Genomic DNA, 19,961 nt, shown 5'->3' with positions numbered 1-19,961 from the left:
CGCGGAGCGAATCGGGAGCGGCAATAGCGGAAAAAAGTTCCGCTATCGCGCCGCAAAACCGCTCGCGAGCGCCGTTAGCGGAAAAAAGATCCGCTATCGCGCGCCTGTGGCGATGCTCGGGAGGCGGACCTGCAGGCCTAATGCTCGTCAACGGCAGCCTCCGCATGCAGGGCGGCGTTCAATCCGGCCACATAGCCGGTGGAGAATGCCGCCGTAATATTATAGCCGCCGGTGTAGCCGTGAATGTCCAGGACTTCGCCGGCGAAAAACAAGCCTTGCATGAGCTTCGACTGCATCGTCTTCGGATCGATCTCCTTCAGGCTGACGCCGCCGCCGGTCACGAACGCTTCCTCGATGGACAGCGTGCCGTCGACGTCGACGGGGAATGACTTCAGCAGGCCGGACAGGTTCTGCCAGGCCTGCTTCGGAATGTTGGCGTGCGTCGTATCGCCGTCCAGCCCCGCCCGTTCGAGCAAGAGCGGCAGAAGGCGTTCGGCGGCGACGCCTTTTAATATGTTTTTAACCGCCTTCTTGGGCTCGGCCTTCGCCAAAGCGTACGTATCGTCGTACACTTCCGCCGCGCTCTTGTCCGGGAACAGGTCGAGCGTGAGCCGAACCGGCCCGCCCCCGGTCTTTTTGCGCTGCTTCACGACGAATTGGCTGCAGCGGAGCGCGATCGGCCCCGACAGGCCGAAGTGCGTGAAGATCATGTCTCCGCGGTGCGCGACGAGCGGCTTGCCCTTGTCGCCCCACGCCGTCAGCGTGACGTCTCGCAGCGACAAGCCCTGCAGCTCGCGGCTGCGGATGAACGGCTCCGATGAAGTCAGCGGCACCTCGGTCGGGAATAGCTCGGATATCGTATGGCCCGCCTGCTCGGCCCATGCGTATCCGTCGCCGGTCGATCCCGTGTGCGGAACCGACTTGCCGCCGACCGCCACGATAACGGATGACGCTGCGAATTCGCGACCGTCCGCAAGCCTTACGCCCGTTACGCTGCCGTTATCGTACAGCACCTCGGCCACCGGCGCGTGGGTCTCGATCCGCACGCCTTGTTCCCGGACTTTGCGCACGAGCGCGTCCACGACGGTCTTGGCTTTGTCGGATACGGGAAACATCCGCCCGTTGTCCTCCTCCTTCAGCCTGATTCCCATTCCTTCGAAGAAGGCGGCGATATCGCGGTTGCCGAAGACGGATAACGCAGAGTACAGAAATCTCCCGTTGCCCGGGATATGCCGGATGAGCTCGTCGGTTTCCTTGGCATTCGTGACATTGCACCGGCCTCCGCCGGAGATGCCGAGCTTGCGCCCGAGCTTGTCTCCCTTGTCGAGCAGCAGGACGCTGGCGCCCGACCTGCTGGCGGCGATTCCGGCCATCAAGCCTGCGGACCCCCCCGCCGATAATAATGATGTTATAATGATCTTCCATTCGGTTATTTAATTTATACTCCACGTGCTCGTTCCTCTCCGTTTGATCACCGCAAGCAATGCACGATATATAGTCTAAACTATATTCCTATTATTGTAAGCGGAATGTTTATATGTTTTAATCAGAATGAATTGTTTAAGTATAAAGGACGATCGTGCGGGGGGATCCCTTTGGTCAACAACCTGCTTCTCCAGGTTCTTATCGCCCTGCTGCCTGTCGGAACCTTTCAGGTCTGGTTCTCGCGCCAACGCCAGCTGCGACATTCCCGCCTCTTCATCGGCATCGTCAGCGGACTTTGCATGCTGCTCGGACATGTCTATATGATACAAAATGGTCCGGTTATCCTCGATCTAGGCTTTGTCGCCGTCATTACCGCATCGTTGTACGGCGGATTTCCGTTTGCGGTCGTACTCAGCGCAGGTTTTCTGGCACTGAAGATTCCCGGCGAGGAGCCGGCCGAAATCGCCGGATTTTTCGTCTTTTTTCTCGTCTATCTCCTTATCCTTTACAAGGTTTCCCGGACCTTCCGGCTCAAGGGCCGCGTCGCAAAGATGCGGAGCGTCGCTATCTTGTGGGCTGTCGCCACTTTATCTTTTTTTAATCCCCGCGGTCACGTCGGCCTTGGACGGCAGCGTAACGCCGGACTCGCAGTTTTTCATGGCTTGCGCCGCGTATTCGATCGCATTCATCCTCATCACGCATCTATCCGTTTACTTCATCGAGATCGCCTACGAGCGGGTCAGCCTGCAATCGCAGCTGCTCGATTTGACCCGTCAATATAAACTCGAATCGATCCGCATGCGCCGATTTCTCGATATGGTGCCCCTCGCGGTCATTTTTATCGATGCCAAGGGCATTATCACGCACGTGAACGAGATCGCGCTGGAGATGGGCAAGCATTCCGCCGGCAATGTCGTAGGCCTGCATTACACCGAATTGGCCCGACTCACGGGACTGGATGCAACCGCCTCCATTATTCAGCTTGTCCTGAACAAAGGGGAGCGCGTGTCTTCGGAGATGTTCAAAATTCAAGGGCGAACGATGCTCGCGACAGCTTGCGCCGTCAACGAATCCGGAACCAGGGGGATACCCGAGGGCGTCGTCTACATCGCGCAGGACGTGACGGATACGCAGCGGCTCAAGGACGAGCTGGATAAAATGGAGCGGCTAAGCTTGGTCGGACAAATGGCGGCCAGCATCACGCACGAGATTCGCAATCCGATGGCGGTTATCCGGGGATTCGTCCAGCTGCTCAACGAGCGCAGTCCCTCGGAGCAGCGTTCTTATTTCCGCATCGTCATGGAGGAGCTAGACCGGGCCAACGCGATCATCAACGACTTTTTGTCGCTGGCGCAAAATCGCATCGTGGAAAAGGAAACGAGCAGCCTTCAGTCGGTGTTGAAGGACATGCTGCCGCTCATCTGGGCGGACGCCAACCTGCGCGGGCAATCCGTGGAGCTCGACCTGTGCGAGGAACAGGACGTGCTGGAGCTCAACGGCAAAGAGATCAAGCAGCTCATCCTGAACCTGGCGCGCAACGGCCTCGAGGCGATGGACGAGAAAGGGGTGCTCCGGATCGAGACGCGCGATCTGGAGGACCGGGTACAGCTGTACGTATCGGATACGGGCAACGGCATACCCCCGGAAAAGGTCGAGCGTCTGTTCGAGCCGTTCTATACGACGAAGGAGCAAGGAACCGGCCTCGGACTCGCGCTCTGCCTCAGCATCGCCGAACGTCATGAAGGGCGTATCGAGGTGCAGTCGAAGGTGGGCGAAGGAACGACGTTTATCGTTACTTTTTGCAAGAGCGGCTACGCGTGCTGGGTCGCCGCCGAATAAGCGGGCCATCCGCGGCTTACACTACCTCCGATCACATCATAAGACGCGGGAGGAGGGATAGCGATGGCCAAGCAGCCCAAGCAAAATGGACGCGCCGACGCGCCGGCTTCTTCGAAGGGCAAAGAGGACGCGTCTCCGCTGTCCGAGGGATACGACAAGAAGCTCGACGGTCCCAACCGTCCTTCGACTTAAGCGCATGAATCGCGGCGGGTCCGGCGCATGCCGGGCTCGTGCCGCTTTTGACGGTTCGCGCATGGCCGCGCTATAATAAGGTAAGCGGTTTGCCCGCCGAATAGCGATTCTATCGAAAGCGAGGGATAGACATGTCGATGTCATTCGAACGATATATGCTGGACATGGTCCAACCGATGCGCGACGACCTGACCCGGATCGGCATCACGGAGCTCAGGACGCCGGAGGAAGTCGAGCAGGCGCTGCCGGACAGCAAGGGCACGACGCTCGTCGTCATCAATTCCGTATGCGGCTGCGCGGCAGGCCAGGCGCGCCCGGGCGTAGCGGAGGCGCTTCGCCATGAAGTGCTGCCGGATCACCTGTACACCGTGTTCGCGGGACAGGACAAGGAAGCGACCGCGAAGGCCAGAGAGTACTTCGCGCCGTATCCGCCGTCTTCGCCTTCCATCGCGCTGCTCAAGGACGGAGAGCTCGTGCACTTCATCGAACGCCATCAGATCGAGAACCGCAGCGCGGAAGATATCGCCGCGGATCTGACCGACGCTTTCGACCGTTTCTGCCGCTGACATGAGCGCCGCCGCGGATGACTTTGCGCATCCGCGGTTTTTTCGTATGACGACGACGGCAGGCCGAGCTTGTTTCACGCGAGCCCGGGCCGTCTTACATAACTAAAGGAACCTATAGAATGGAGGCGTTCGTATGAGTTTGCAGCAGGACATCATCTCGCTCCTCGGCGTGAAGCCGTCGATCGACCCGGAAGGCGAGATCGCGAAGCGAGTCGGCTTTTTGAAGGAGTACGTGAAAAAAGCAGGCGCGTCCGGCTTGCTGATCGCGATCAGCGGCGGCGTGGACAGCGCGGTGGCGACAGGTCTGTGCAAGCGCGCGACGGACGAGCTGACCGCGGAGACGGGCAAGGAATACATGACGCTGGGCGTGTTCCAGCCGTACGGGCAGCAGGAAGACATCGCGCACAGCTACGCCGTGGCCGAAGCGTTCGATCTCAAGCATAAGGTCGAGACGAACATCGAGGAAGCGGTGGACGAGATCTCGCTCGAGACGGAGCATGCGTTCAAATCGCTGGGCATGTCCCGTCATATCAGCCGCGGCGGCAAGGGCAACGTCAAGGCGCGCACGCGCATGGTCGTGCAGTATGCGCTGGCGTTCGACCTTAATCTGCTGGTCGTCGGCACGGACCATGCGTCCGAAGCGTTGACCGGCTTCTATACCAAATGGGGCGACGGCGCGGTGGATATCACCCCGCTGAGCTCGCTGAACAAGCGTCAGGTTCGCCAGGTGGCGCGGGCGCTCGGCGTGCCGGCCGAGGTCGTGGACAAGGCGCCGACGGCCGGCCTGTGGGCGGGCCAGACCGACGAGGCCGAGCTGGGCGTGAGCTACGACGACAACAGCGACTACCTCGAAGGCAAGACGATCCCCGACGCCGCGCGGGAGATTCTGGAGAAGCATTATCAGCGCACGCAGCACAAGCGTCAAGCGATCCCGGGCATTTAAGCAAGGATGATCGAGGGGATCGGGATCGACGTCGTCGAGATGGAGCGGATGGCCAAGCTGCTCGCGGGAGATACCGGGGGCAGATTCGCGGCGCGCGTGCTCACGAACGGCGAGCTGGAGCGGTACGCGCAGATGCAGCCGCGCCGAGCGGTCGAATTCGCCGCCGGCCGGTTCGCGGCCAAGGAAGCGGTCGTCAAGGCGCTCGGCTGCGGCATCGGCAGCTGCGTCGGATTCCGCGATATCGAGGTGCTGCCCGACGAGCGCGGACGGCCGTCTTGCCGGCTATCGCCCGAGGCATGGTCGCGGCTGGGGATGGCCGAGACGGCCTATCGCGTGCACGTGGCGATTACGCATGAACGGCGGCTCGCGGCTGCGACGGCTACGCTGGAGCGAATCGAATAAGGCAAGCCGAGCCCGGTCCTCGTTGACCGGGCTCGGCTTATTATGATTTTGCCCGCTAGATTGCGATAAATGAATGGGTCCTGAGAGAATATTCAATAAATTAAAATAATTTGGGTAAATGACCAGATAAATACCAGGACGATTGTTCCTGGCAGTTGTATGATGTGAGAGAGAAGCGAATCAATGCAAGCCGGCCAGCCAAGAGGCGAGCTTGTCGATCTCCTGCGCGGTCAGGCGATCCTTCAGCGCAGGCATCCTTTCGCCTCCGTTCGCGATCTGCGCGGCGATCTGCGCCTCCGTCAGGCGGGAGCCGACGGACCGAAGATCCGTCGCCGGCCCCATCATGCCCTCAAGGCCGCCGCCGTGGCAGGAGATGCAGTTGCTGCGATACAGCGCGATCGTATCCGCCGGGCCGGCAGGCGCCGTCGGTTTGGCGTTTTCTGCGGACTTGTCTTTGCCGCAAGCCGCCGTCAGCAGCAGCGTTCCAGTCAGGGCAAGCGCTGCGGCGATCCGCAGTCCGCGGCGCGCAAAGGCATATTTTTGCAAATTTACCCGACTCCCAATGTTAAGTATAATAAATAAAACCTACTAGACATCTTAAGACAAGCTTCCTGGAGTGCAAATGATGACCATACGCTATTTTAACATATTAATGAATCATCTCGAAAAGATGCAGTTCGAGGTCGCCGCCGCCTCTTTCGAGGAACATGCGGGCGTAGAGGAGGGACGGCCGGAGGTTTACGACTGCAATCGTGCGCTGCTCGTGACCGGCGGCAGCGGCCTGCTGCACATGGACGACCGGTCTTTTTCTATGGGCGCGGGGACGTTCAGCTTCTTGCTGGCGGGCAACGCGCATTGGATCGAGCCGAGCCCCGGCGAGACTTTGTCGTATTGGTGGTGCCACTTCCGCGCGAGCTATACGGACCGGGCGCTCTACCAAGCGATCGGCATGCCCGAACACGTGACCATCCCCGACCCGAGCGAAGCGATCGCGATGTTCGCCCGAATCCGGGGCAGCCTGCTCTCGCCGCAGCCTTCGGCGAGGCTTCGGATCAAGACTTCTTTTATGGAGCTCATCGGCATTTATATCGACTACTTCGTCGCCGATTCCGCGCGGCGGGCGTCGCTTTCCCCGGAGTTCGAAAAGCTGGAGATCGTGCTGAGCTACGTGGACGAGCATCTGGCCGACACGATTACCGTCGAGCATTTGGCGGGACTCATTTATTTGCACCCGAACTATTTTATCGTTTTCTTCAAAGGATTGATGGGCTGCTCGCCGATACAATACGTGAACCAGCGAAGGCTGGAGGTCGCCCGGACGCTGCTCGCGGATCCATCGTACAACGTTTCGGACGCCGCGGCGCGCATCGGCATGAAGATCTATTACTTCTCCAGAATGTTTAAGGCCTACACAGGACTTACCCCGAGCCGTTATAAAAAGCTGGTGCTGGGACTCGGCGCAACCGGAGCCAAAAACGACGAGGGCGGCTCCGAATCGCAAAAGAAGGGAGGATCGGAGGCTTGAACGAACGCGAGATCAAATCGTTTTTCAGCGGCGAACTGCTGCAGTGGTACAAGCAGGCGAAACGGGACCTGCCCTGGCGGCGCAGCAGGGATCCGTACCACATCTGGGTGTCGGAGATCATGCTCCAACAGACGCGCGTCGATACGGTCATCCCTTACTTCACTCGATTTATGGCCAAGTTCCCGACGGTGACGGCGCTGGCCGAGGCGCCCGAGGAGGAAGTGATCAAGGCGTGGGAGGGGCTGGGCTATTACTCCCGCGCCCGCAATCTGCAGGCCGCGGCGCGCGAGATCGCGGAAAATCACGGCGGCAGGCTGCCCGACGACAAGAGCGTCGTAGCGGGCCTGAAGGGCGTCGGCCCCTATACGTCGGGCGCGATCCTCAGCATCGCCTTCGGCAGGCCCGAGCCGGCGGTGGACGGCAACGTCATGCGCGTGTTGTCGCGCTACTTTTGCATCGACGAGGATATCGCCAAGCCGGCCACGCGCATCGGCATGGAGGGCCTCGCACGGGAGCTCATCCCGGAAGGGGAGGCTTCCGACTTCAACCAGGCGCTCATGGAGCTAGGGGCGCTCATCTGCACGCCGAAGTCGCCGAGCTGCCTGCCGTGCCCGGTCATGGCGCATTGCCAGGGACGGCTGGCCGGCCGCGAGACCGAGCTGCCGGTCAAGAGCAAGGCGAAGCCGCCCCGGCCGGAGCATCGCCTCGCGGCGCTCCTGCAGGACGCGGAGGGCCGCGTGCTCGTGCGCCAGCGGCCGGAGAGCGGCCTGCTCGCGCGCATGTGGGAGCTGCCGCACGTGGCGGCGCCCGAGCGAGGCGTCTGGGACTCGGCCTCGGAGGGAAGCGCGCTGCTCGCGGCATCGATGCATGCCGAAGGGCTCGCCGGCGTCCGCGCCGAATCGCTGCGCCACGTCGCCGACGCGGAGCATGTGTTCACGCACCTGCACTGGCATTTGCGCGTGCTAGGCGCCGGCGGCGGACAGGGACGCGATGCTGAAGCGGCGGTAGCGGCAGAGGCGGTAGTAGCGGCAGCAGCGGCGGAAGCGGCGGCCGAAGACCAGGCCGGCTATCGGATCAATGCCAGCGCCTCGCTGCCGACGGGCTATCGCTGGATCGACGCGGCAGACTTCGAGCGCCTCGCCTGGCCTAACGTATTCAGCAAGCTGCTGAGCGCGCACTTTAGCGGCACGTTATACGAAATCGCGCCGAAGCGCTGACGCTTGTCCGATCGGATCGGACCCTGGGTCCCGCACAACCGCTGCGCTAGGCGCCAGGTTCGCAAGCCGCGCGGCAAAAAGTCAGACCGCACGCAAAAAAGCCAGCGCCGCATGAAGCATGAATTGAGCTGCACCCCTTAGAATGGACATTGAGAAAAACCCTCTCAATGACGATCTATTCTAGGGGGGTGCTTTCGTTATGGCGAAAAAAGGGCAGAAGTTGCTTACTTACAGTTTTGAAATGAAAAAGAGAGCCGTGGAAATGCGACTTCAAGGAATGACGAAGCAGCAAGTGGCCGACAAGCTGGGGATCGTTGATTTAGATCGTTTAAAAGTATGGTTGAGACGTTATAAGCAGATGGGCGAGTTTGGGCTTATGGATGGGCGTGGGAAACGGAAGCAATACAGTGATGAGGAGCGTTACGTCAAGCGATTGGAAATGGAGAATGCTGTCCTAAAAAAGTGGTTGGCCATTACGAAGGCGGAGGTGTATCAGAGAAATACCGGCTCGTCCATGAATTGCGTGGAAGCTTCAGCGTTACAGCGCTTTGTAAAGAAGTAGGCGTCTCGCGGAGCGGTTATTACGACTACCTGGACCGGATGAACGAGGATAAGGACGCGGAATCTAAGGCGCTTATCCAGAAGACTTACACGCGTTACAACGGCATTTACGGCTACCGGCAAGTGCAGCTTTTCCTACATCAGGACCACGGTGTATGGATGAATCATAAGAAGGTATTGCGACTGATGCAAGAAATTGGGTTGAGCGCTAGAATACGCCGAAAGTACCGTCACCACGCGCGTACTTGGAACACGGGCGACCGCGTCGTGAAAAACGTCTTAGCGCGCAAATTCGAAGCGGATGCACCGAATCAAAAGTGGGTAACCGACGTCACCCAATACCGCGTAGGAAACGAATGGCTATATTTGTCCGCTATTAAAGATTTGTATGACAACTCCATTGTGGCGTACCACATGAGTGAGCGCAATGACCTAGAACTTGTGCTCACGACCTTTAAGAAGGCCTTTAAAGGGAAGAAGGACGTGGCCGGAATGGTCGTTCACAGCGACCAAGGATCCCAGTACACGTCCTACAAATACCACGACATGCTGCCAAAGGTTGGCGCCCAAATCAGCATGTCTCGCCGAGGCAATTGTTATGACAACGCCTCAATGGAGAGCTTCTTCTCCCATTTGAAGACAGAAGCACTCTATCCTTATCATATTCGATCCGTTCAAGAAGCACAAAGACGAATTAAAGCTTATATTCATTTTTATAACAACCGTCGACCGCAAAGAAAACTAAACAAGCTGACCCCGGCTCAATACCGGAACCAGCTTGTGGGGTAGGGCTTTTCTTACATGTCCGCTAAATGGGGTCTTGACCAAATCGGCACTGGCTTTTTTCGTAAGGAAAATTACTTGGCAGCGTCGTAACGCTTGCCGACTTCTTCCCAGTTGACGACGTTCCAGAACGCGCCGATGTAGTCCGGACGCTTGTTCTGGTACTTCAGGTAGTAAGCGTGCTCCCATACGTCGAGGCCGAGGATCGGCGTCTCGCCTTCGAAGATCGGGCTGTCTTGGTTCGGAAGGCTGTATACCTTCAGCTTGCCGTCCTTGCCGACGACCAGGAACGCCCAGCCGGAGCCGAAGCGGGTCGTAGCCGCGGCAGCGAACGTTTCCTTGAACTTTTCGAAGCCGCCGAGCTCGCTGTCGATCGCTGCAGCCAGCGCGCCCGTTGGAGCGCCGCCGGCGTTCGGGCCGATCGTTTCCCAGAAGAGGGAGTGGTTGGCGTGGCCGCCGCCGTTGTTGCGAACGGCAGTGCGGATGGACTCCGGTACGGCGTTCAGGTCGGAGATCAGGTCGTTCAGGCTCTTGTCCGCCAGTTCAGGAGCGGATTCGAGGGCTTTGTTCAGGTTCGTTACGTAAGTATTGTGATGGCGGTCGTGGTGGATCTCCATCGTGAGCGCGTCGATATGCGGCTCGAGTGCATCGTTGGAGTAAGGAAGAGCGGGCAATACGTGTGCCATAATGGAACAGCCTCCTTAGATTATGAATCTGGTGGAAATCTACTTCTGTATTATCCCCGATTTTAAATACTAAATCAACATGGGTGTTTAGAAAGTCTCCGGTCCGGTTCGTACGGCGGCTCCATCAGCATGGGCATTTTTGCCTGGTTTAATCCGGTTAAATTTATCCATCCTCTCATACCTTAGCCATTGTTTGCATATTCTTTAAGTAGTGCCAGCAATACCATAGCTTTTTAAATGAAACCCGATTTAAGCTCATATTCGGCGAAATTCGGCAATAATTTAGATAAATTCATATGTAAACGCTTCAAATAAAGCGTTTACACGCTAATGCGAGCCGAATCTCCGAAATTATTTATGCGATATTCCTAAAATAGCATGAAATTATCACGAATTTGTCGTAATATAAAAAGACGTTAAAGCGATGTTCACAATTTAGCCTCTACTTTAACTGAATCCGGGGAGACAGGCATATGCAGATTCGGACTTTTCAATTGTCGGATTATCGTTCCGTATCCGAGCTTCTGAAGGTAGCTCTGTCGGAGGAATGCTGTGAAGAGACCATGTCGGCTTTGTCCCGCCAATTGTCCTGGGACAGCGAGCTCGTGCTCGTGGCGCAGCGGGACGGCGAGATTGCGGGCATCATGATCGGCACGATCGATCACAGCAAAGGTTATGTATACCGCGTCGCCGTACATCCGGATCTCCGCCGCCAAGGCGTAGGCCGCGCGCTCGTCACCGCCATGAACGCGCGATTCCGCCAGCGGAACGTCCTGAAGGTGTTTGTCGCGGCGGACAAGCACAACGAAATGCTGCTTCCGTTCTACCAATCCTTGAGCGAAGAGATGCTCGATCTCGTGACGCCGCAGCGTCCGCTGTCCATCGTAGCAGGCTGAACGCCCATCGCAAGGTCCCTCGCTAGACGGCTTTACAATCAGGAGAGCATATCTTACGTGTCGACAGGCGCCGAAAATCGGTTGCTTTTGGCCATAAGATATGCTTTTCTTATATTATCTTAAATGGTTCTACGGCAGGGGGGCTTGGCATGGAGCGCATCGGCGGCTTAATATCTACATCTATATACGAGAGCTGTACGATCAAGAGCTTTAAGCACAACGGCTCGCTCCACCGCATGTGGCTCGAGAACTGGAAGGTCCCGGAGGACAGGCTTCATCCCGCGCATCGGGACGCGGGCATCATGGTATACGTGAACGATCATACGCCGATTCGCGAAGCCGACGGCAAAGAATGGATCAGCCGGGTGCCGGCCGTTTCTTTTTTTCTGCCGGGCGAATGGTTTAACGTGGTCGCGCTGCTGGAGGACCGGGGCGTGCGATATTATTGCAACGTGGCGTCTCCGCCCTATCGTTACAACAATGTGCTGACCTATATCGACTACGACTTGGACGTCGTGCTCCTGCCCGGCGGTTCGGTGCTGGACCTTGACCGGGACGAATACGACAAGCATAAGGAAGAATACCGCTACAGCGCATCCGTTCGCGGGCAAGTGGAGGATGGGCTGCGCGCGCTGCATGAGCGCGTGGCGACGTTCGGGCAGCCGTTCGGCGACGAGGAAGCCAGACGTTATTATCGCGAGTGGAGAGACAGCCCCCAGGCGAAGGAGAATGAGCCGTACCCATGAAGCAGACATCGAGCATTCCGCAGCCTGGCAGATCCCGCTCGGTCAAGCCCCAATCCGTCTGGCGGCGCGAGCTGTGGGAGTGGCTGCGCGCCCTGGGCATCGCCTTTACGATCGTCATTCTGTTGTGGGCTTTTGTGTTCCGGCTGTCGACGGTCAAAGGGGGAGTCGATGGAGCCTACGCTCTACGAGCACGAGTGGCTGTTCGTCAACAAGGTCGCGTACGAGCTTGGCACGCCGAAGGCGGGCGATGTCGTCATCCTGAAGGATCCGAGCGAGGGGCCGGACAAGAAGAAGTTTCTCGTCAAGCGGATCATCGGCGTGCCGGGCGATACGATCGAGGGCAGGGGCGGTCAGCTGTACGTGAACGGAGAGCTGCGCGTCGAGCCGTATACCGATAGCCCGATCGAGGACGGGGACTTCGGACCGGTTAAGGTCGAAGACGGGAAATACTTTATTATGGGAGACAATCGCCGTCTTGGCGCGAGCAAGGACAGCCGGACCTTCGGAGAAGTGCCGAAGTCGCTGCTGCTCGGGCGGACGGAATTCATCATGTGGCCGATTGTGCGCTGGAAGAGCCTGTAGCGCGAGGAGGGAGATCTGACGTTGGATAACAAGGGTGTCGCGACGCCTAGCCGCAGCCCCGAATATTGGTCGTCATTGAAAAGGGATATGCTCGCGGCGGCGAAGTCGCTCGGCATCGACCGGATCGGCGTGACGTCGGCCGAGCCTTTCCCGGAGCTGCGGGAGAGGCTCGTCTTGCATCGGGCGCTCGGCTACGAGTCGGGCTTCGAGGAGCCTGATCTGGACAAGCGGACGCAGCCGTCCCTGTCGTTCGAGGCGCCCCGCTCGATCGTCGCGATCGCGGTCGCCTATCCGTCGAAGCTGAAAAACCCGCCCGTTTCCGAGCCGGGTGCCCGACGCGGCATCCTGTCCCGCTCGGCATGGGGCGAGGACTATCATCGCGTGCTCGGCAGGCGGCTCGAACGGCTGGCCGAATGGCTGGCGGAAAGGGCGCCGGAGCTTCGGTGGCTGTCCATGGTCGATACCGGCGCGCTCTCCGACCGGGCGGTCGCCGAGCGCGCGGGCATCGGTTGGAGCGGCAAAAACTGCATGATCATGAACGATGAGCTCGGGTCGTGGATGTACCTCGGCGAGATGATCACGAATTTGCCGCTGCCGCCGGACGCGCCGCTCCTGGACCAGTGCGGGGACTGCACGATTTGCATCGATGCCTGTCCGACGGGCGCGCTGGTCGGTCCCGGACAGCTGAACGCGCAAAAATGCATTTCTTACCTGACCCAGAGCAAGGGACTGCTCGACGAGGACGCCATGGTCAAAATGGGCAATCGGCTCTACGGCTGTGACACCTGCCAGATCGTATGCCCGATCAACCGGGGCATCGATTCCCGTCATCAGCCGGAGACGCTGCCGGATCCGGACGTGGCGAAGCCGTTGCTACGCCCGCTGCTGCAGATGGGCAACCGCGAATTCAAAGAGACGTTCGGCGCGAGCAGCGCGGCCTGGCGCGGACGCAAGCCGATCCAGCGCAATGCGCTGATCGGGCTCGGCAACTTCCGCGACGAGGCGTCCGCCGGGGACGTCGCCCGCGTGCTGCGCGAGGATCCGCGCTTCGAGCTGCGCGCGACGGCGGCCTGGGCGCTCGGACGCATCCGCGGCGACGTCGCGCAGGCGGCTCTCGCCGAGGCGGCCGAAGCCGACGCGGACGAGCGCGTCCGCGAGGCGGCGAGCCGCGCCTTGGCCGCGCTCGCCGAGCCGGCGCCGAAGCGGGGCGGCGTCCGGGATTGAAGACCGCAGATGACGGACGACTTGTCGCCGGCTGCGGTCTTCCTCATTCGCTCGCATTTTCACTTTTTTTATACGTACAAGCGCTTGCAAGGTAATCTTTATTTGCTATAACCGAGGGCCGACGGCTAATATATTCATATAGGAAGAAAATCCAGCCTATTACGTCAGGCGCATCCACGGGAGAGCATGAGATATGAAGCTGGTTGACATCGATAACCTCGAACCGGGGCAGCTGCTCGGCAGGACGCTCTTTTCGGAAAACGGCACCGTGCTTCTGTCGGCGGGCGTTCAGCTGACCGTATTCATGATCAGCACGCTCCGCAGGCTCGGGGTGCCGATGGTCTATATCTCGGAGCCGGGCGAGCAGCAGATCCCGCTGGACGAGGTGCTGACCGAGCAGACGAAGCAGGCGGTCATCGCGCAGATGTCCGCCACCTTTAACGCGCTGCGATCCGGCAAGGAATTCAGCGCGAGGGCGATCAGCCTGTCCGTCGATCAACTGATGGACGACGTGCTGCGCAATCAGAACGTGCTCGTCCAGCTGTCGGACATTCGTACCGCGGACAACGCGTTGTACATGCACAGCATGAACGTCTGCATGATGGCGACGATGGTCGGCGTCAACATGGGGTTCAACATGCTGCAGCTGAAGGAACTCGCGATCGGGGCGCTTCTGCACGACATCGGCAAGCTTGGGGCGACAGGCGCGGAGGAAGGGCGTACGCACCACGCATGGCGGGGCTTCGAGCTGCTCAAGCTGAAGCGCGAGTACAGCCTGTTGACCGCCCACGTCGCTTTTCAGCACCACGAGGCGCCGGACGGGAGCGGCCAGCCCCGCGGCTTGTCCGGCGAGGAGATCCATGCGTATGCCAAGATCACCGCGGTCGCCAATATGTACGACAATCTCGTGCACGGGACGGCCGCGCTTCCCCGCCTGCAGCCGCACGAGGCGATCGAGAGACTGCACGCGCTGTCCGACACGGCGCTCGACCGCGAGATTCTCATCGAATTTCTGAAAATCGTGTCCGTCTATCCGAACGGCGTCTCGGTCAGGCTCTCCAACCGGCTGATCGGCATCGTCGTGGCGCAGCACAGGGGACTGCCCGGCAGGCCGATCGTCCGCGTCATCGCCCGGGAGGGCGAATCTTCGGCGGCGCGCGAGCTCGATCTGGCCAGGCTGCCGACGCTGTTCATCGACGCGGTCATTAATTGAGCTTGCACGCTGGCGGGTCTTAGCTGCCGCGGGCCGCAAGCGCTTGCGACCGGGTTGATTACCCGGCCAAGCTCATGCTATTATAGGCTGGCTGTCCCGCGTTTCGCGCGGATCGCATACACGCTTTCATGCGTACAATTTGGAGGTATGGCAGATGAGCTTTTGGAATATTCTGATTCCGGTTCTGACGTTGATCGTCGGACTTGCGCTGGGCTTCCTCGGCGGCGTATTCTATCTGCGCAGCCAGATGACGAAGATGCAGAACAATCCGGACATGCTGGCCAAGATGGCCAAGCAGATGGGTTACAATATGAACAAGCAGCAGCTTCAGAAGGCGCAGCAGATGATGAAAAACCAGAATCAAAACGCTAAACCCCGCAGATAATCGATAGGCGGCGCGCGGGTCCGCGTCAGCCGCCGCGAATGAAAGAAGGGCGTACGATGGCCGGTCTGAAGGACTATCTGAATACGAACGTCACGCGCAACCGCGAGCAGGTGGAGCACCATGTCCGCGAGATTCTCAAGCTGATCGGCGAAGACGTGGAGCGCGAAGGCCTGCTGGACACGCCCGCCCGCGTCACGCGCATGTACGAGGAGATTTTCGGCGGATACGCGATCGATCCGCGGGACGCGCTCGGCGTCACGTTCGACGAGCGGCACGAGGAGCTCGTCATCGTCAAGGATATCGTGTACTACAGCCAGTGCGAGCATCATATGGCGCCCTTCTTCGGCAAGGCCCATATCGGCTACATCCCGAGCGGCAAGATCGCGGGGCTCAGCAAGCTGGCGCGGCTGGTAGAAGCTGTCACGCGAAGGTTACAGGTTCAGGAGCGCATCACCTCGCAGATCGCCGACATCCTGGACGACGTGCTGAAGCCGAACGGCGTCATGGTCGTCGTCGAGGGCGAGCATCTGTGCATGTGCGCGCGCGGCGTGAAAAAGTACGGGAGCAAGACCGTCACTTCGGCTGTACGGGGACAGTTCCGGGGCAGCTCCGCGCTTCGCTCCGAGTTTCTCTCCTTGCTGAAGGAATAAACGAATGAAGCCGCGTTACCGGCCGCATACTGCGGTTAGGAACGCGGCTTTTTACATGGCGCGCCGGCGGCGCGACTTTACGGCCAACGCACGCGATACCAGTAGTCGTAAAGCTTCTCGTATCCAAGCTTGGCGTACATACGCTGCGCGGGCACATTGCCGTCCACCACCTGAAGGTAGCTCGTATGCGCGCCTCGCGACTGCCCCCATCGCAGAATCTGCCTGACGAGGCGCTCGCCGAGCCCGCGTTTCCGAAAAGCGGGGGCGGTCGCGATGTCGAACAGCCCCAGGTAACCGTCGTCGACGACGCCGATCCCGATCGCCGCGGGGACGTCCCCGGAGCGAAGGAGGAAAAAGGCCCTGCGCAGCGGGCTGTCCGTCAGCATGGCCGAGGCGGCCTCCCGTTGCTCCGGCTTGAGCGACAGGAGTTCGGAGGCGGCGCTCATCCACTCCGCCGTCAAGCCGGCGTCGACGCTTAGCCCTTCCAAGCAAGGCGTGTCCTGCGTCTCGCTCAAGGAGCGGAACAGCACCTGGGAGCGGTCGACCGACGCGTAGCCGTATTCGTCCAATCGGCCGTCGAGACCGCAAGGCGCGCACAGCGGCGTGATCTTGAATATCGTCGGCAGGCCCGCGCGATGATAAGTATCCTCGCAATAGCCGACCATGGCGCGTAGATCGGCACCGGGATCGGTCCGCAGCGGCTGTACGGAATTAGAGCGCTTCGTATAGCCCTTCGACTGCCTGAGCAGCCAGCCGTCATGCCCCGTTTGCTGCAGGGCGGGCCAGGCATTCAGCGCTTTGGTCTCGACGACGCGGATGTCATCGCGCACGGCGCACGCTCCTCCCTCAAGAAAATAAAACGCGGTAAGAATAAATATACATAAATATTAATAAATATGCAAATCGAGTCGTGCGGTGCCGTGCGAAGCCTAACACGAATAAAAACTGGGCTAAATCGCTCATCGCCCGTCTAAGGAAATTGGGCTATGATAGCGGTATCGCAAGCATTTAAAATAAAGCAATCCATTGGAGGCTACCATGGGAAATTCGAATAAAGTCCGCATCGGCCTGATCGGCGCGGGCAACATCGGCAACGTTCACCTTCAGGAGTTCGGCAAGCTAGCCGAGCTCTGCGAGATCGTCGCGATCACGGATACGTATTTGCCGCTGGCGGAAGCCAGGGCCCAGCAGTACGGCATCGAATCGGTGTCGCCGACGCCGCAGGCGCTTATCGAGCGTCTCGACATCGACGCGGTCATCGTGGCGGTGCCTAACCTGAGCCATGCTTCGCTCACGATCAGCGCGCTCGAGCATGGCAAGCACGTGCTGGTCGAGAAGCCGATGGGTCTCGACGCGGCCGCGGCGAAGGACATCGTGCGCGCGCAGCAGAAGAGCGGCAAAACCGTCATGGTCTCCCATCAGATGCGCTGGGAGTGGCTTCCGCAGCTCGTGAAGTCGCAGATCGACCGCGGCGAGCTGGGGCGCATTTATACGGCGAAGACCGGCTGGTACCGGCGCAAGGGTATCCCGGGCTGGGGCACTTGGTTCACGCAGCACGGCCAGTCCGGCGGCGGACCGCTGATCGATATCGGCGTCCACATGCTCGATCTCGCCTTCTACCTGATGGGCGAACCGAAGCCGGTGTCGGTATACGGCTCGACGTATGCCGAGTTCGGTCCCCGCAAGAAGGGGATCGGCAGCTGGGGCAAGCCGGATTGGAACGGCATCTACGACGTCGAGGATCTGGCGACCGCGATCATCAAGATGGAAGACGGCTCGTCGCTCACGCTCGAGGTTAGCTGGGCGGTCCATATGGACACCGACAGCACGCCGTTCGTCCACCTGATGGGCTCGGATGGCGGCGCCTTCCTCAAAGGCAACGAAGGCAAATTCCTTACCGAGCGTTTCGACCAGCCGGTCGACATCCCGCTCATCGCCCCGATCGAGGACGAAGGCGCGCGCGTCAAGATGAGCCGCCATTTCATCGACTGCGTGCTGACCGGCCAGACGCCGATCACGTCGGCCGAGACCGGGCTCCGCAGCAATTTGATCATCGACGCGATCTACGAATCGTCCCGCAGCGGCGGCGAAGTCAAGCTGGATTGGTCGCTCTGATTCACCGTAATTAACGTCATGCCAACATGCTCCGTCCCGCTTTCCCAACCATGAATCGAAGCCGCCGGCTTCGGTCCATGGTTGTTTTTTACTTTAACTATATTGATCTAGCAATGTGTGGTAGAATACGGATCGTTGGATTGTTGTCGAATGCTGTTTATAGTACGCTTTTTCTTTACTTTGATTACTGGAGAACGTCCATGAATAGATTAAGGATTCGGCGGGGCAAGGGGATCCATCTCTCCGTGATCTTCACCGCCGTCGTCGTACTGTCCGTCACGTTGACGGCCGCGCTGAACACGATCGTGGGCTTCGAGGCGCAGAAGGATTCGCTGTCCACCAATACGCTCGAGCTCAATCAGATCACGGCCAACGAACTGAGCGTCGCCGTCGATACGATTTTCGGCTCCATGACGCAGTCGCTGAACTCGGCGAGCGCCCACTTTTCGAATGCGGAAAATCGGGGCAGGCAGGCGAGCGCCTGGCTGGATCTCGTCAGGGGCAGCACGTCCTTCTTCAACTCGCTGGCGCTCTCGGACGAGAATGGCAAAGTCACCGCCGCGTCTCCGGACAACGGAGACCTAGTCGGGCATGTGCTGAAGTCGGCTGCCGCCAAGCAGGCGCTGACCGAACGCAAGCCGCTCGTGTCCGAGCCTTACGTGGCCGTCACCAGCCGGCTGATCGTGCTCGTCAGCCAGCCGATCTTCGACAAGGACGGGACATATCGCGGGTTTATCAGCGGCACGATCTACCTGCACGACAACAACGTACTGCAGAAGATTCTTGGCAAGCAAGAATCGAATCTCAACGGCTCCTATTATTATGTCGTCGATCATATGGGCAATATCATCTATCATCCAGACAAGGACCGGATCGGGGACAACGTCGCGTCGAACCCGGCGGTCGCCGAGATCATGGCAGGCAAAGGCGGTCACATGAAGATCGTTAACACCAAAGGCATTCCGATGCTCGCGGGTTATGCCATCGTGCCGTCCGTGCAGTGGGGCATCGTCTCCCAGACGCCTACCGCAACCGTGACGGACAGCGTCAGGGGCATCGTGGCCCGAATGGCGCTGGTGTCCATGCCGTTCATCCTGCTGCTCGCGCTGCTCGTCATCGGCGTATCGCACCGGCTCGCCTTTCCGCTCCGCCGGCTGGCGGTATACGCCTCCCTTCTTAACAAGGGAGAGACGGAGATGGAGAAAGTTCCAGTTCTTCGTATGCGGCATCATCTGATCTACGAGGCCAACGAGTTGAACCGGGCGGTGATCGACGCCTTCCGCGTGATGGGCGACCGCACCGAAGCCCTTTCCCTCGAAGCGCATACGGACGCGCTCACAGGCTTGCACAACAGGCGTTTTTTCGATTCGCTGCTCGCGTCTTGGGACCGTCAGCAGATGCCGTACGCGGTCATTCTCATGGATCTGGACCGCTTCAAATCCGTTAACGACACGTTCGGTCACCTGAAAGGAGACGAGGTGCTGCGCTTTCTGGCGGCGCGGTTGAACGTGGCAAAGCGGGACGGCGACTATGCGTGCCGGTACGGCGGCGAAGAGTTCGTCCTGCTGCTTCCTTTCGGAGATAAGGAACTTGCCTTTCGGCTTGCCGAAAGCGTTCGCATCGGTCTGATGAAAGCGGACTCGCCGATCGGCAGGCCCGTCACGCTGTCGCTTGGCATCGCGGCCTTTCCGCAGGACGGTGCGAGCTCGGCCGAGGTCGTGCACTGCGCGGACCTGGCGCTCTATCGGGCCAAGGAGGAAGGGCGGAACCGGACGGCGACGTACAGGGGAGAGACTGCGGACGTTTAAGCAATTATTTTTGGCCGATTCGAATAAATAGGACTTTAAGACTGACGTCGTTGCGACGTCAGTCTTATTTTTTCTGCACAATTCTCTTTTTTTCTACAGTAATCTTCCAAATTTTTTTAGTGTTTTTTAAGCGGATTTTAATATAATGGCGCATATCAACGGGGCTCAAGGAGGGGCATGAACGAAGTTCGCAGGCGGTTAAG

The 19,961-nt window shown here is 59.4% G+C and carries 22 protein-coding genes and 1 pseudogene; 19 read left to right on the top strand and 4 right to left on the bottom strand.

The window, feature by feature from the left end; translation table 11 throughout:
- Positions 1 to 137: 137 nt before the first annotated feature.
- A pseudogene (locus OMP38_RS18175) lies at positions 138 to 1,425 on the bottom strand (BaiN/RdsA family NAD(P)/FAD-dependent oxidoreductase).
- Between the two features lie 170 nt (positions 1,426 to 1,595).
- Between OMP38_RS18175 and OMP38_RS18170 the strand changes: the two are divergent.
- The 6 genes from OMP38_RS18170 (at position 1,596) to acpS (ending at position 5,367) form a co-directional block, all read left to right on the top strand.
- Positions 1,596 to 2,207 (top strand): hypothetical protein, encoded by a 612-nt coding sequence (locus OMP38_RS18170; protein WP_277566371.1) that lies wholly within the window; start codon positions 1,596 to 1,598, stop codon positions 2,205 to 2,207.
- A complete protein-coding gene (locus OMP38_RS18165; RefSeq protein ID WP_420869707.1) occupies positions 2,104 to 3,264 on the top strand; it encodes an ATP-binding protein in 1,161 nt (386 codons plus the stop codon). Before OMP38_RS18170 ends, OMP38_RS18165 begins: the two co-directional genes overlap by 104 nt.
- A gap of 63 nt (positions 3,265 to 3,327) precedes the next feature.
- Positions 3,328 to 3,456, top strand: coding sequence for a hypothetical protein (locus OMP38_RS18160; protein WP_277566370.1), 129 nt, complete (start codon positions 3,328 to 3,330; stop codon positions 3,454 to 3,456).
- Between the two features lie 131 nt (positions 3,457 to 3,587).
- On the top strand, positions 3,588 to 4,022 hold the full coding sequence (locus OMP38_RS18155) for a BrxA/BrxB family bacilliredoxin (RefSeq protein ID WP_277566369.1): 435 nt from the start codon (positions 3,588 to 3,590) through the stop codon (positions 4,020 to 4,022).
- 133 nt (positions 4,023 to 4,155) lie between these two features.
- Positions 4,156 to 4,965 (top strand): ammonia-dependent NAD(+) synthetase, encoded by an 810-nt coding sequence (gene nadE / locus OMP38_RS18150; RefSeq protein WP_277566368.1) that lies wholly within the window; start codon positions 4,156 to 4,158, stop codon positions 4,963 to 4,965.
- Positions 4,966 to 4,971: 6 nt separating this feature from the next.
- Positions 4,972 to 5,367 (top strand): holo-ACP synthase, encoded by a 396-nt coding sequence (gene acpS, locus OMP38_RS18145; protein ID WP_277566367.1) that lies wholly within the window; start codon positions 4,972 to 4,974, stop codon positions 5,365 to 5,367.
- 180 nt (positions 5,368 to 5,547) lie between these two features.
- Here acpS and OMP38_RS18140 read toward each other — a convergent pair whose 3' ends face one another.
- Positions 5,548 to 5,913: a c-type cytochrome gene (locus OMP38_RS18140; RefSeq protein ID WP_277566366.1), complete on the bottom strand. Its 366-nt coding sequence runs from the start codon at positions 5,911 to 5,913 to the stop codon at positions 5,548 to 5,550.
- Positions 5,914 to 5,992: 79 nt separating this feature from the next.
- On the opposite strand from OMP38_RS18140, the gene OMP38_RS18135 reads away from it, so the two are divergent.
- The 4 genes from OMP38_RS18135 to OMP38_RS18120 all read left to right on the top strand — a co-directional run bounded on the left by OMP38_RS18135 (position 5,993) and on the right by OMP38_RS18120 (position 9,459).
- On the top strand, positions 5,993 to 6,892 hold the full coding sequence (locus OMP38_RS18135) for a helix-turn-helix domain-containing protein (RefSeq protein ID WP_277566365.1): 900 nt from the start codon (positions 5,993 to 5,995) through the stop codon (positions 6,890 to 6,892).
- Positions 6,889 to 8,109, top strand: a complete 1,221-nt coding sequence (gene mutY / locus OMP38_RS18130; protein WP_277566364.1) for an A/G-specific adenine glycosylase — start codon at positions 6,889 to 6,891, stop codon at positions 8,107 to 8,109. Before OMP38_RS18135 ends, mutY begins: the two co-directional genes overlap by 4 nt.
- 199 nt (positions 8,110 to 8,308) lie before the next feature.
- Complete coding sequence (locus tag OMP38_RS18125; RefSeq protein WP_277564414.1) at positions 8,309 to 8,671, top strand: helix-turn-helix domain-containing protein; 363 nt, start codon at positions 8,309 to 8,311, stop codon at positions 8,669 to 8,671.
- Positions 8,572 to 9,459, top strand: a complete 888-nt coding sequence (locus tag OMP38_RS18120; RefSeq protein WP_277564413.1) for an IS3 family transposase — start codon at positions 8,572 to 8,574, stop codon at positions 9,457 to 9,459. Before OMP38_RS18125 ends, OMP38_RS18120 begins: the two co-directional genes overlap by 100 nt.
- A 68-nt stretch (positions 9,460 to 9,527) precedes the next feature.
- Here the strand turns inward: OMP38_RS18120 and OMP38_RS18115 are convergent, their stop codons facing one another.
- On the bottom strand, positions 9,528 to 10,139 hold the full coding sequence (locus OMP38_RS18115; protein ID WP_277566363.1) for a superoxide dismutase: 612 nt from the start codon (positions 10,137 to 10,139) through the stop codon (positions 9,528 to 9,530).
- Positions 10,140 to 10,612: 473 nt separating this feature from the next.
- Between OMP38_RS18115 and OMP38_RS18110 the strand changes: the two genes are divergently transcribed.
- The 7 genes from OMP38_RS18110 to folE all read left to right on the top strand — a co-directional run bounded on the left by OMP38_RS18110 (position 10,613) and on the right by folE (position 15,835).
- Complete coding sequence (locus OMP38_RS18110) at positions 10,613 to 11,035, top strand: GNAT family N-acetyltransferase (protein WP_277566362.1); 423 nt, start codon at positions 10,613 to 10,615, stop codon at positions 11,033 to 11,035.
- Between the two features lie 149 nt (positions 11,036 to 11,184).
- Positions 11,185 to 11,781, top strand: coding sequence for a DUF402 domain-containing protein (locus tag OMP38_RS18105; protein WP_277566361.1), 597 nt, complete (start codon positions 11,185 to 11,187; stop codon positions 11,779 to 11,781).
- A 168-nt stretch (positions 11,782 to 11,949) separates the two neighbouring features.
- On the top strand, positions 11,950 to 12,363 hold the full coding sequence (gene lepB / locus OMP38_RS18100) for a signal peptidase I (protein WP_277566360.1): 414 nt from the start codon (positions 11,950 to 11,952) through the stop codon (positions 12,361 to 12,363).
- Between the two features lie 87 nt (positions 12,364 to 12,450).
- Positions 12,451 to 13,587 carry a tRNA epoxyqueuosine(34) reductase QueG gene (queG, locus tag OMP38_RS18095; RefSeq protein WP_277566861.1) on the top strand — a complete coding sequence of 379 codons (1,137 nt, stop codon included), beginning with the start codon at positions 12,451 to 12,453 and terminating at the stop codon, positions 13,585 to 13,587.
- Positions 13,588 to 13,780: 193 nt separating this feature from the next.
- Positions 13,781 to 14,800, top strand: a complete 1,020-nt coding sequence (locus tag OMP38_RS18090) for an HD-GYP domain-containing protein (RefSeq protein ID WP_277566359.1) — start codon at positions 13,781 to 13,783, stop codon at positions 14,798 to 14,800.
- A gap of 154 nt (positions 14,801 to 14,954) precedes the next feature.
- Positions 14,955 to 15,185, top strand: a complete 231-nt coding sequence (locus OMP38_RS18085; RefSeq protein ID WP_277566358.1) for a YneF family protein — start codon at positions 14,955 to 14,957, stop codon at positions 15,183 to 15,185.
- Positions 15,186 to 15,241: 56 nt separating this feature from the next.
- A complete protein-coding gene (gene folE / locus OMP38_RS18080; RefSeq protein ID WP_277566357.1) occupies positions 15,242 to 15,835 on the top strand; it encodes a GTP cyclohydrolase I FolE in 594 nt (197 codons plus the stop codon).
- 77 nt (positions 15,836 to 15,912) lie between these two features.
- Here folE and OMP38_RS18075 read toward each other — a convergent pair whose 3' ends face one another.
- The gene (locus OMP38_RS18075; RefSeq protein WP_277566356.1) at positions 15,913 to 16,665 is read right to left on the bottom strand and encodes a GNAT family N-acetyltransferase; all 753 of its coding nucleotides are present in this window, start codon (positions 16,663 to 16,665) and stop codon (positions 15,913 to 15,915) included.
- Positions 16,666 to 16,873: 208 nt separating this feature from the next.
- On the opposite strand from OMP38_RS18075, the gene OMP38_RS18070 reads away from it, so the two are divergent.
- On the top strand, positions 16,874 to 17,950 hold the full coding sequence (locus OMP38_RS18070) for a Gfo/Idh/MocA family protein (RefSeq protein ID WP_277566355.1): 1,077 nt from the start codon (positions 16,874 to 16,876) through the stop codon (positions 17,948 to 17,950).
- A 200-nt stretch (positions 17,951 to 18,150) separates the two neighbouring features.
- Positions 18,151 to 19,758, top strand: coding sequence for a sensor domain-containing diguanylate cyclase (locus OMP38_RS18065; RefSeq protein WP_277566354.1), 1,608 nt, complete (start codon positions 18,151 to 18,153; stop codon positions 19,756 to 19,758).
- The last annotated feature ends 203 nt before the right edge of the window (positions 19,759 to 19,961 follow it).

This window comes from Cohnella ginsengisoli, assembly GCF_029525555.1.
Lineage (GTDB): Bacteria > Bacillota > Bacilli > Paenibacillales > Paenibacillaceae > Cohnella > Cohnella ginsengisoli.
This window is presented reverse-complemented; position numbering and strand designations above follow the sequence as displayed.

Coding starts and splice junctions, on each gene's coding strand:
- OMP38_RS18160 (WP_277566370.1), top strand. CDS start 3,328: ATGGCCAAGCAGCCCAAGCAAAATGGACGCGCCGACGCGCCGGCTTCT.
- OMP38_RS18155 (WP_277566369.1), top strand. CDS start 3,588: ATGTCGATGTCATTCGAACGATATATGCTGGACATGGTCCAACCGATG.
- nadE (WP_277566368.1), top strand. CDS start 4,156: ATGAGTTTGCAGCAGGACATCATCTCGCTCCTCGGCGTGAAGCCGTCG.
- acpS (WP_277566367.1), top strand. CDS start 4,972: ATGATCGAGGGGATCGGGATCGACGTCGTCGAGATGGAGCGGATGGCC.
- OMP38_RS18135 (WP_277566365.1), top strand. CDS start 5,993: ATGACCATACGCTATTTTAACATATTAATGAATCATCTCGAAAAGATG.
- OMP38_RS18125 (WP_277564414.1), top strand. CDS start 8,309: ATGGCGAAAAAAGGGCAGAAGTTGCTTACTTACAGTTTTGAAATGAAA.
- OMP38_RS18115 (WP_277566363.1), bottom strand. CDS start 10,139: ATGGCACACGTATTGCCCGCTCTTCCTTACTCCAACGATGCACTCGAG.
- OMP38_RS18110 (WP_277566362.1), top strand. CDS start 10,613: ATGCAGATTCGGACTTTTCAATTGTCGGATTATCGTTCCGTATCCGAG.
- OMP38_RS18105 (WP_277566361.1), top strand. CDS start 11,185: ATGGAGCGCATCGGCGGCTTAATATCTACATCTATATACGAGAGCTGT.
- lepB (WP_277566360.1), top strand. CDS start 11,950: ATGGAGCCTACGCTCTACGAGCACGAGTGGCTGTTCGTCAACAAGGTC.
- queG (WP_277566861.1), top strand. CDS start 12,451: ATGCTCGCGGCGGCGAAGTCGCTCGGCATCGACCGGATCGGCGTGACG.
- OMP38_RS18090 (WP_277566359.1), top strand. CDS start 13,781: ATGAAGCTGGTTGACATCGATAACCTCGAACCGGGGCAGCTGCTCGGC.
- OMP38_RS18085 (WP_277566358.1), top strand. CDS start 14,955: ATGAGCTTTTGGAATATTCTGATTCCGGTTCTGACGTTGATCGTCGGA.
- folE (WP_277566357.1), top strand. CDS start 15,242: ATGGCCGGTCTGAAGGACTATCTGAATACGAACGTCACGCGCAACCGC.
- OMP38_RS18070 (WP_277566355.1), top strand. CDS start 16,874: ATGGGAAATTCGAATAAAGTCCGCATCGGCCTGATCGGCGCGGGCAAC.
- OMP38_RS18065 (WP_277566354.1), top strand. CDS start 18,151: ATGAATAGATTAAGGATTCGGCGGGGCAAGGGGATCCATCTCTCCGTG.